The sequence below is a fragment of the Nostoc cf. edaphicum LEGE 07299 genome (genome assembly GCF_015207245.1).
GTDB classification, from domain to species: Bacteria; Cyanobacteriota; Cyanobacteriia; order Cyanobacteriales; family Nostocaceae; genus Nostoc; species Nostoc edaphicum_B.
Genome location: NZ_JADEXF010000027.1, coordinates 1 through 11,072 on the forward strand (window position 1 = coordinate 1; position 11,072 = coordinate 11,072).

7 protein-coding genes are annotated in these 11,072 nt (G+C 39.6%); 4 read left to right on the forward strand and 3 right to left on the reverse strand.

Annotation, left to right across the window (positions count from 1 at the left end; translation table 11 throughout):
• Nucleotides 1-70: 70 nt before the first annotated feature.
• Together psbU and IQ229_RS01530 are read right to left on the reverse strand one after the other, a co-directional pair.
• The gene (gene psbU, locus IQ229_RS01525; RefSeq protein ID WP_194040639.1) at nucleotides 71-499 is read right to left on the reverse strand and encodes a photosystem II complex extrinsic protein PsbU; all 429 of its coding nucleotides are present in this window, start codon (nucleotides 497-499) and stop codon (nucleotides 71-73) included.
• Nucleotides 500-1,133: 634 nt separating this feature from the next.
• Nucleotides 1,134-1,913 carry a DUF3120 domain-containing protein gene (locus IQ229_RS01530; protein ID WP_194040641.1) on the reverse strand — a complete coding sequence of 260 codons (780 nt, stop codon included), beginning with the start codon at nucleotides 1,911-1,913 and terminating at the stop codon, nucleotides 1,134-1,136.
• Between the two features lie 438 nt (nucleotides 1,914-2,351).
• Between IQ229_RS01530 and IQ229_RS01535 the strand changes: the two genes are divergently transcribed.
• Both IQ229_RS01535 and IQ229_RS01540 read left to right on the forward strand, forming a co-directional pair.
• Nucleotides 2,352-3,176 carry an undecaprenyl-diphosphate phosphatase gene (locus IQ229_RS01535; RefSeq protein ID WP_194040643.1) on the forward strand — a complete coding sequence of 275 codons (825 nt, stop codon included), beginning with the start codon at nucleotides 2,352-2,354 and terminating at the stop codon, nucleotides 3,174-3,176.
• A gap of 254 nt (nucleotides 3,177-3,430) precedes the next feature.
• Complete coding sequence (locus IQ229_RS01540) at nucleotides 3,431-4,777, forward strand: TIGR03279 family radical SAM protein (RefSeq protein WP_194040645.1); 1,347 nt, start codon at nucleotides 3,431-3,433, stop codon at nucleotides 4,775-4,777.
• Between the two features lie 1,042 nt (nucleotides 4,778-5,819).
• On the opposite strand, the gene IQ229_RS01545 is transcribed toward IQ229_RS01540, so the two are convergent.
• Complete coding sequence (locus tag IQ229_RS01545; RefSeq protein ID WP_228013000.1) at nucleotides 5,820-9,089, reverse strand: plasmid replication protein, CyRepA1 family; 3,270 nt, start codon at nucleotides 9,087-9,089, stop codon at nucleotides 5,820-5,822.
• 670 nt (nucleotides 9,090-9,759) lie between these two features.
• On the opposite strand from IQ229_RS01545, the gene IQ229_RS01550 reads away from it, so the two are divergent.
• On the forward strand, nucleotides 9,760-10,182 hold the full coding sequence (locus tag IQ229_RS01550; protein WP_194040647.1) for a hypothetical protein: 423 nt from the start codon (nucleotides 9,760-9,762) through the stop codon (nucleotides 10,180-10,182).
• Nucleotides 10,183-10,729: 547 nt separating this feature from the next.
• The coding region (locus tag IQ229_RS01555; protein WP_194040649.1) for a hypothetical protein at nucleotides 10,730-11,072 on the forward strand (343 nt) is incomplete at its 3' end.

Sequence of the window (11,072 nt, forward strand, 5' to 3'; positions counted from 1 at the left end):
CTTTAATAGAATAATCCCACTCCCTAGAATCAGGAGTGGGCTGCTATTTGCTACATTAACTGCAATTCAGTTATCTGTAGATACCGTTGTTAAAGCGATCGTCTCCTTCATTGAAGGCAGGCTCTAAGTCTGTCACGGTGAATTTATCGAGGTTGGCTTGCAGGGTTTGTTTTTGGCGATCGCTCAATCCTGGAAGATCCAATACATCCTCTACCTTTTGGTAGGGAGCATTGGTGATAATTTTCTTAGCCAGGGTGGGATAAAGCCCTGGAAACTGTTGAAAAGCTCGGACGTTGGTATTATTCAAATCAATTTTTTTACCAAATTCCGTTCCTAGCTTCGCATCTGCCCGATTCTGCCGCTCAATGGCCAGAACTGGGACTTGGGGAAAAGCAAAACTGTTGAAACTAGCAGCTTGGGCTATCTGAGTTGTTCCCAACCATCCCCAGCAACTAAGTAACAAGCTAAACACTGTTAATAAACGCGCCAATCCTTTCACGATTTTTCTACCTCTTTCCATCAAACAGAAATAAAAGTTTTAAGCTAACAACAGTTATTAGTCATTAGTCATTAGTCACTTGTACTGAGCGTACCCCTTTGGGGAAGCAAGCTACGCGTAGCGTCTCGTAGAGAAGCTGAAGTATTAGTCATACCCTGCGGGAAGCCGCTAATGCCTCTACGTGAGAGCGCCAAGGACGAAGGACAAAGGACAAAGGACAAAAGCTGATAGCTTAGTCAACACAGCAGTCATCAGAAACTAATATACAGCGTATTAATATCCACAATATTTACCGTTACTGGCTTTGACTATACTTTTGCCAAAAATTTTCATCGTGGAAAGAGTGCCTGCATGGCTGCAATAGCGTTGCATCGACGATTTCAGCAGCATTCTCTGCTAAACGAAATCTTTTCGAGGTGGCTGATTCTACCTCTCAAGCAGACACAAAATTGCACGATTTCTAAGATCGAAAACCTTAGCAAAAAAGACTTGATGCCGATCGATTTTTATGTAATATTTCTTAACTAATTAATCATCTACAGCATTATTTTTGATGTGCCGTAGATTGGGCTGGGAAAAGTTTTGGTAAGAGAAGCTTACACGTATATTGGAACACAAGTGTCTTCTGCCTTGTTCACGCTGCGATCGCAGCTAACAAAAATAGGCTGTCTACCAAAATTGTGCTTAAAACTGCGCCACCAAAGGCATACCAGTGTTTTTGATTTCGACCTAAAGCTGAAATTCCTACTGTTAATAGCACTACGGCGAGAATTATCGCCCAAGTTTGCCCCCAAGGTGCTTGTACTTGTATGAGAGCATTTTGTAAGATTTGCGGTACTACATCTGCATCTACTCTCATGATTTGCCGCCAATAGGGCATCAAATCTACTATATAAAAATATACATCTGTTAAAACTGTACCGAGTAAAGAACCTAAATAAAACCAGTTACCTACCTTGCCCCAATTCTTCGCCAGACACCAGCAAGCAAACGGTAAACCGATAAATTCCACCGGCAAATGCCATAAAGGTTCCCAACGTAACCAACCCCAGTAAATCGCTCCTGCTAACCAACTCCAGCTAAACCCCAAGAGCAAATCGCCCCAGACGTAAGTTGCAGGACGTGACATTAAGGCAAAACTGAGCCACACCCAAAATCCTGTCAGCGCTAAACTCAGACTTGGTAGCGATCGCACTATTGGCGCTTCTACAAATACTGGGACTGTTACTAAAAACACTGCCGCCGCAAACACTAACCAAGTTTGTCGGGCAGAAGTAGATAAGGGTAGAGAGGGAGAAAGGGAAAGTGTAGATTCCAATTGTCTGATACCATTCTGCCCAGTCTCAGCTAAATCCAACTCAGTATCAATAGAAGGGGTAGCAGTGCTGTAGGAAGACAGTGTATTATTAATCAAAGTTTTTAATATTTGTTACTAAACTTTATTTTATTTAAGATATCACATTTTCAAATCCCCCCCTGGGGCATTGTAATTATACTGAAATTTCCACTAGCGCTGGTGCAAACCAAACAAAACATTCTGCGCCAGACGAATCCATTAAAGTTCCACTATGTACAGAACTCCTCTGTAGTTCCTTGTAACTGAGGGACTACAGAGATGTGAAAAGTCAGCTGCTATGAGTCTGCTAAATATTAAAATTTGATGAATTTTTCAAATTGCGTTGACTTATTGAGGTGGGTGTAAGAACATAGTCAGCGTCTTTGATGATGTTTTTGATCGGTAAAATTGAGTTTTCTATAAGATTGGGTGCAGTAGAGAGTATATAAAGCAACATCATCAGCTAAAAAATGTTCATCACGATCCTCTATAACACGAAAAAGGTATTAATTATATATGGAGTTTATTCAAGCTTTTATTTTAGGTATTGTTCAAGGTATTACAGAGTTTTTGCCAATCAGTAGCACCGCACACCTTCTGATTGTGACAAAGCTATTTGGTTGGAAAGAATTAGGTTCTAAAGATTTTGTTGACGCAATTCAATTTGGCAGTGTTATAGCAATTGTGGGGTATTTTTGGTCGCTGATTTATAGTATTGTCAAAGGTGGAATCGAAGCACTAAAAGCCAAAGACTGGGAACGCGAAGAATGGAAGATTCTTGTCGGTATTGCAGTTGGAACACTCCCGGCTTTAATTTTTGGCTTCCTTTTGAAAGATATTTTACCTGAGAGTGCATTAATTATTGGCATCATGTCAATTATTATGGCACTTTTACTAGCTCTAGCAGAAAAAATTGGCACTCGTAAACGCGGTTTTGAGTCATTGCAAATTCGGGATGGTATTTTGGTTGGATTGGGACAAACACTTGCTTTGATTCCGGGCGTTTCTCGTTCTGGCTCGACGTTGACGACTGCCTTATTTTTGGGATTAGAACGCGATACAGCAGCAAAATTCTCCTTTTTGTTAGGGTTTCCAACTCTTACCATTGCGACGCTGTATAAAAGCTTGAAAATATTCAAGTTGTTTCAAGAACACCAGTTGCCAGATAACATTGTTGGGCTGTTAATTGTAGGAATTATTTCAACCTTTATTTTTTCCTACCTATCAATTGCATTTTTAATCAAATACTTAGCAACCAAAAACACTTTGATTTTCGTATGGTATAGATTAGCATTTGGTAGTGCGATCTTACTAGCGATCGCAGCAGGTTGGAAAGGATAATAGTCATTAGTCATTTGTCCTTTGTCCAAAGCAAATGACTATAGCGATGTCTACGACGGGCTACGCCTACGCTCGTTTGTATGTAATACAATCTAACCTCACTTTCATTCCTCTCTCCTACAAGGAGAGAGGAATGGAATTTTACTCCCCAACACTAGTAGGAAAAGGGCTGGGGTTTAGGTCTGTATTAGATTCAACTGAGAAACGCTATAATGCCCTATGCCCTATGCCCTATGCCCTATGCCCTATGCACCATGACTACCATTCATCCTGCCCGAATTACCAAGGTTCTTCCAGACTCAATAGCCGCAGAGATTGGTTTTGAAAGTGGGGATGCGATCGTTGCAATCAATGGTACACGTCCCCGCGACTTAATTGATTATCAGTTTTTGTGTGCTGATGAAGTTTTAGAATTAGAAGTTTTAGACGCTACTGGTAAAACTCATAGTCTAGAAATCGAAAAAGATTACGACCAAGACTTGGGACTAGAATTTGAAACTGCCCTATTTGATGGCTTAATTCAGTGCAATAACCGTTGTCCATTTTGCTTTATCGACCAACAACCACCAGGTAAGCGCACCAGCTTGTACTTTAAAGACGACGATTACCGCCTAAGCTTTTTGTACGGCTCTTATCTTACCCTGACCAACTTGCCAGAAAAAGAATGGCAGCGAATTGAACAAATGCGCTTGTCTCCGTTGTATGTTTCTGTTCATGCCACGGAGCCGGAAGTTAGAATTAGACTGCTGAAAAATCCCCGTGCGGGACAAATCTTGCAACAACTCAAGTGGTTTCAAAAAAGACGGCTACAAATTCATGCTCAAGTGGTTGTTTGTCCTGGTATAAATGATGGCGAACACCTGGAGCAAACCCTAAAAGACTTAGCATCCTTTCATACTGGTGAAGTGCCTACGGTGGCATCGGTGGCAGTTGTGCCAGTCGGATTGACACGATTTCGTCCCCAAGAAGACGAACTCACACCTGTAACTAAAGAAAAAGCCAAAGAAGTGATTTCTCAAGTCCAAATACTCTCACGGCAATTTCGCCAAAAATTTGCCTCCAGTGTTGCTTGGTTAGCTGATGAGTGGTTTTTAATTGCAGGTGAGGAATTGCCAAGCGAATCTGAATATGAAGAGTATCCCCAAATTGATAACGGAGTTGGCTCAATTCAACTATTTATCAAGCAATTTGCCACCATTGCAGCAGAATTACTTCCACCAAAAGTATATCCTCAAAGAAAATTGACCTGGGTAGTGGGCAACGCCGTAGAAAAAGCATTTAAACCTATTTTAAAACGCTTAAATTCTGTTGAAGGTTTAGAAGTAAATATGCGTGCTTTGTGTAGTGATTATTGGGGACAAGATATCACGGTCACGGGGTTACTCACTGGACATGATTTGTTGTTGAACTTACAAGGGCAAGATTTGGGAGAAGGAATTCTACTACCGAATGTAATGCTCAAACATGGTGAACTGGTATTTTTAGATGATATGAGTATTGAAGAATTAGCTTGCAAATTGGAGACAAAAATCCTACCAATATCAGGAGTTGAAGATTTAATCACTACCAGTATTGTTCCAGTTGTTTTGTTAATCTTCTAGTCTAGACAATTTAACTCTGTTCTGCAAGACCTTCTTGTTTACTACTTTGGAGAACGCATTTTCTGCCTAGTTTTTTGATGCCTTCTAGTGTAGAATGAAAACTAATAGGTAAATGTAGCAATAGCGTGCAAAAACTAAGCTAATCAGCTAACCAACGCTAGCTATCTGGTCATTGCTGCTGGTATATACGGCAGTTTAAGGTTAGCAACATAAAAAGAGCTTTAGTAAAAGCCTACTCAAGAACAGGGTAAGTATATCTTATTACCTTTTCAACCATCCACCTGAATAGAATTCAGGGGATGAAGACCACAAACTGCACGTGTTTGTATGGTCAATTTTTGGATAGATAGCTTTCGTGGTTAGTCATATTTAGGCTATCCCCTAAATACGAAGTTTCATCGATTCAGCGACCCGATTAAATTTACCTAGTCCAAGCCTTTGGGCTAAAACCTTTTTGCATCCAGATATTTGGATGTAGTATCAAAAGTTTACAAATTCTAATTTGTAAGCTTCTTGCTCACTATTACGTTTAATTAAATGTCATGACTGATCTTAACTTTATCAGCACTATCTGCATCTTAGCAGTAGCATATCTAACTAGCGTCTATTTTTGGATAGCTTTTTCTCAAAATTCAAATAAGTCAGACAACTACTAAAACATCCAATCTAAAGAAAATTTTAGTAGTTGGCACAATTTAAATGATAAGTTGGTCTTTGATAGCATTGACTACCATATCATTTTGGAAACTAATCTGTCAATGAATGGGGGATATTTCAGAAATAGGCAGCCAAAGGAAACTTATAGCAGGAGTTCAGATAGATAGTAAGAGAACATCCCAATTTTGCAAAAACACGAATAAATCTCCACCCTCAATATTTTTGATCGGGCACAGAGGAGGAAACTTGTATAGTGAGTAAAGGATTGTACTCATACTCTCAAAACTTGCGTAGCATATCTGTCAGAAAAAGCTGAGTTTCCAGCTTCAAAAGCCAGGGAAGCATCCCGTTTTGGCAGATCGCCCTCAAACTAAAACTCACTGGCTCACAAACTCTCGTCCGCCTGCGCGGACTCTATAAAACCCGCGCAGGCGGGTTTAGTCTGTATAGCCGCGATTTCCAATCGCCCGATGTTTCTTCCAAAAGTGGATGCTCCCGATAAAGACAGAGTAGACGTAGATAATCTATCGTCTACCTTTTCAGGCTTCGTTTGCATAATTTCAAACTTGCAGTCTGAAGAATAATCAGGCAACTCATAACCAACACTCTTAACATGAGCCAACATCAACTCATCTCGTTGATGCCAAACAGCAAATATTTTCTCCCTGCCATCATATAGCGTTTCTAAGTCAATTTGATAAACCTCATTTACTCGTTTCAACTTCAAACCCAACAAATTCAACAGTCGACTGAGTATTTTTATTGCTGAAACTTGCTCTTTCTCGCCGGCTAAATTAATCCCAAGCGCTCTTTTAATATGCTTACTATGCTGAAAAGCAATATTTTTTAGCAATATCAAATCTGTATCATTCTCATGCAATTCGCGTTTTTCTTCAAGAAACTGAAGCATTCCTAATGCTCTCATAGCTTCAACCTTGAGCGTATAAGTTTTTAAATCTGGGAGAAAAACTTTCCCTTCACCCCAAGATAGTTGCTGATGCCATTCTTGCTCGTCTCTAACGTGAAAATACTCGCTTTCGTGAGTTAAATAATAGTGAATTAACAGTTGACGATAATATCCTTGTTCATCTTGCAATTTCAGCCAAGGAGTAATTTCTATACCATATCTTTGTCTAAGAACATATTTATTAAGTTGGTTGCGTTCTCCATCCGTTAGAGAATGCTTAACTAACATCTGCTCATATTCCACATAATCGATATCTTTAGCATTAGCAACAGCAGATGCTAAAGATAGTTGATTTTGCTGCTTAATATCTTTAATTTTGCGTTTAATTTCTTTAGCCTTTTGACGACTTTGTGTCCAATCTTTTTGAACTTTAACAATTTCTAAAATCAACCTTTTGCGGGTAGATAAATCATCGGCATCGGTTGCCAAAAAGGCCAGACGTAAATCTCGAATAATATTATTGTGAACTGCATTACTCCGCACCTGAATTTGATGCCCATCAGTAATCAAACCATCTTGCATCGATTGTCGGTAAAGGCGAATAGAAGCATTTACCCTTGCAGATAACTTCGCCCAAGTTCGCAAATGAATCGGGTCATAAACTAAGGGTAAATCTACATCTATTTTATGTAGGGGACTCAGCAAAGCTAAGTTTTCTTTTTGATTTTCTTGATACCAATCAGATAACAAGCGATAATTTGTACTACCACTACCAATTAAACCAATACCTCGTTTAGCACACCAGACAACACGCGGCACATCATCCCTAACTCTTGCTAAAGCTTGTCTTGCTTCCGAGTCAGGAATTACCCCTTGAAAAATGCCATAAACTCGATCAAAATGTTGGACATCAATACTAATTCCAGTACCAAGGCTAGGAGTAACAAAAACGCCGTCATATTCCGATATTTTTTGATTAATCGCTGCGATAAAATCAACTGCTGCGTGACCAGGTGTATTTGTTGTGTGACTACTAACCACAAGCGTTTTAGGAAATTGTCGCCGTAATTTTTGTAGTCGTTCTTTCAAATAACGTTCAATTGTTTCACAACTATAACGCCCAGCCCGACTATCGGTAGTAACATAACATTTCCGTCCAGCAAGTAAATCCAATTCCAATTGGTGAATTAGCGGTGTTGGATTCGGTGAATCATAAAAAGTTACGTCCCAACCTTGTTGAGGCTTCCACTGGTTAAGAACTACCCAAGGCGTTAATTTAATTCCTGCCAATCCCTGCAAATATTCAAGTGAAACATCTGATAAATCAGCATCTTGAGCAATTACTAACCCTCCACTTGTTAAAACTGTTGCAATGAGTTGCTGGAATAACTTTAATATTTTTACACGTTTATGCTTACAAGTATTACTATTTAAAAGATGCCATAAAGACTGCTCCACTTCATCTAAAATTACTATTGCTCCCCGCCAATGTTCTGGGTTAAGTTTCCAAATTGAATCAACGCACAAACCGAGAGATTGCTGAGGGAATAGAGAGCGCAGGATGGGAGGAGCGGGGGTAAGTGTTTTATTAATATTTTTCTCTGCTTCTTCTTTATGTTTTCCCCATTGAATACCAATTTTTTCACACAAGAATCGTCCAAGTAAGATTCTGTGAGTAATTAACAAAACGGGTTGATTTCGACTTTTTGCTTGTTGAACAACGCCTTGCAATGCCGTAGTTTTGCCCGTTCCTTTCGCTGATTTGACTCCTACTAATCCAGAGGTGGGGAAAGGTATTTCACCTATATAAGGACGGTTGAAGGTAAGTGCAGCAGGAATACTTAACTCGGTGTGGGGTTTGGTTTGAGCAAGATAGATTTCTAAATCAACACTTTGGCGACAAACTTTCTCAAAACTATTTGCACCCTTAGCAACAATAAACTCATCAACTCCTTTTTCTATTCCTGGAAGTTCGATGACTTTTACAGGGCAATTTTTTTGCTGGAATAAACAACCAAGTTGAGAAATAGCATTATTTACAGCAGCAATTGTTTTGGGTTGAGTTTCAAAATCAAAGCAAATGTAAAAGCTGCGCTTTGTAATCGCAAACGCGGCTAAATCAGGAATTAGCTGACGACGGGTAACTTTACCAAATTCATCTTTCACAACCCGATAACCACTGGTAATTCCGGGAATGGCAATGGCTACATATCCTTGCGTCAACAACGTGGCTGCTTTCTTTACACCCTCGCAGATGATGAGGGGAATGTTCTGTTGCATCACCCATTGCCAAAAGCCTCCAGCCTCGCCATCAGGAGTAATGGTGATATTTTCAGGCATGACCAGATTGTAACGCCCAGCGACTTGCTGCCACACTTGCAACGTTACCCGCAAACAAAATACTCGCGTTGGCGTGCTAGGGGGATGCTCGTACTTGATGGACTTGCCGTTGTGGTTTTGTCGGGGTTGGTTTGGCTTAAAGCATCCCCATTCCATCATTTGCCAATTATTTAGAGGGTCTAGTCCCGAACACCACCAACCACCTTCTGTGATATGAGCGTAACGCTGCAACCAACTACTTTTCACCATTCCGGTATTGGTGCGGGGGAGTAGCTCAGAAATCAACAGGTACTCATAAGCTGTTACACCTTGGAGTGACCTAAAATTGAGATGCACTAAGTGTAAGTCTATACCACTACTCTTGACTAATTCTTCAAGGTGTTGGGGGTGTAAATAGTGCAGATGCATAGGGAAAGGCGCGAAGGGAAGACAATGAGATTAAAACAGTAACATGCATCTGCTTTTTTTTAATACGCGAGATTGCGAGGCTTTTATGATGCTTTTTTTACTTCGTTGCCGGAGACACATCGGTTAGAACTGTAGTGGGTTATTCTGCCTATTAGATCCCCGAAGTAATAATTTTGTATTGTGATATTTGTTAGCTTTTAATTTTTATTTATCAGTAAATTTCTGCGTTAAGGAATGCGATCGCTACATGACATCGCTATGAGTTAATATCTTCATATACTTCAGCAAAGGCTTTACACTGAGCATCCACTCTGTAGGATGCCTGTAACCTCTCTGAATGAATAAAGACAAAAACGCTCACTCTACATAACCCTTGAACTCCGCTCCAAAGGTTTAAGATAGCCTTGAGTGTTAATTTTTCTTTGCGATCGCAGCTAGTACAGATACCTCAACGTAAAACTTTTACTCCAGTAGCACGGTAACTTCTCAAGCTGATTGGAGGTAAAATAAACAACAACCTTTTAAAATAAGTTCAATCTGCTTTATAAACCCTTTGCTTTTAGTTGCGAATGTAGGAAATATGGCTTTGTACTTTTTCATTTTTCCGTGTGTTTGTTTCATCACTGGCTATTTTTTATTCAAAAATAGAAATAATGAAATCTCACATTTAGTGACTGTATTTGCAGCTATCAGTCTGATTTTGGGTTTAATGTTGGCTCCTTGGCAGATTTTACTTCTACTGTTAACTCTTATTCTTATCAGTACAACCTACGAGTATTATACAAGCAAAGTAGTCAACAGAGAAACACAATATACACAACAGCCAATTCTCAAATCGGAACCAGATTATCACTTAATCTACCGTGGAGCTTCCTATCGTCATGACCTCAACCCCAAATTAGACGGAGAAACCACAGCATCAGTAACCCATAAGTTGAGCTTTCGGGGATGTACTTATGTTGTTGGTGCCGATCCTAATACCCAATCGACTGGAATCATTACACCACAAGCAACTCATAAGTTGAGCTTTCGGGGAAGCACCTATTCTATAAATAGAACTACGCACAGAGAAATTAAAGAGCAAGGTAGTTAGAAACTTGGTGCAAGTCTCTGAAAGTTTAGATTTTATTGGCTCATACCTTCCAAATCCAAGAGGCGATGTCTACAATGGGCTATGATGCTCGCTAACACTACACTACTGGTAAGGTACTGGTGCTATTTATACAAAATTCTGCTGTACACTGCAATTTAATGTCATTTATAGACTTTATGCCCAGCAATATGCGATATCAAGGGAGAGCATAGCAGCGATCGCACATCCTCGACTATTGTTTACTGAACTCAATGCTGTTTGATAATGCGATCGCTATAAATCATCACCATTTTAAGAAATACCTAATACATATACTTTGAGAAATGGTATTAATATATGGCTTTGTCAAAATCCCTAGACGAACAAATAATGTTAAAAAATAAGAAAATATTGTGGAAACTACTGTTGAGAAAGTTTATTTTTTATATGAGTAGAGTGGAACTTCTTTGGTAAAAGAGATATCTAGTTAGTTTGATTCTTAACTATCACTCCTTGGGGAGGCGGTTAGTCTCCAGAAATAGACAACATATTTTTAACCAGTAAAATTATGTGGAAATCAAAGTTAATATTTAGACTTATACTGTCGGCTGCGGCGATCGCTACTAGCGTGCAGCTAAATTCAGCGAGTGACTATGCTATTGCTGAAAGTGCATCTTCAAATCCAACTGTTGAATCTGAGCAACAAAATCAAGCTTTAGAAGATGGCAAGGTTGCTATGGCAGGAGTTGGCATCGGAGCCATTGCAGGCTTACTCCTTTCTGGTTTATGGTATCAGAAACGTCGTTACCACAAAATCCAGTCACGTGCCAAAATAAACCGCTTTCGTGAAGAGTTTCTCTGCGGCTCTTTAGCAGATTATTACTTATCTAATTCTAAAGCAAATTCTTCAC